Here is a 329-nt window from a genome sequence, read left to right on the forward strand (position 1 = left end):
CTACAGGGGGTCCGGCGCGAAGCCGAACTTCAGCGAGATCGCGAGGAGGCACGGCATGGACCGGCACACGGTCGCCAAGTACTGGCGGGAGGGCGAGTCCGCCGCCGACGGCAGGTCCGCGAGGGGCAGCGCCTTCGACCCGCTCGAGGAGGTGATCCGCTCGAAGGCCCAGCTGCCCGGGATGACCAAGATGGCCGTCTACGCGTTCCTGCGCGAGGGCCGCGGGGAGGGGCTGCCCGGGTACGGCGCCTTCACCGCCTGGTGCCGGGCCCGCGACGTGCCCTTCGGGGGCGCGGGCGGCCGCGAGCCGCACCCGCGGTTCGAGACGC

1 pseudogene is annotated in these 329 nt (G+C 74.8%); it reads left to right on the forward strand.

Annotated elements, in window-relative coordinates:
* Positions 1-329, forward strand: a pseudogene (locus ACTNB2_RS08880) (IS21 family transposase); the annotation flags it as partial.

The sequence above is a fragment of the Collinsella sp. HCP28S3_G2 genome, from assembly GCF_052065125.1.
GTDB lineage: Bacteria > Actinomycetota > Coriobacteriia > Coriobacteriales > Coriobacteriaceae > Collinsella.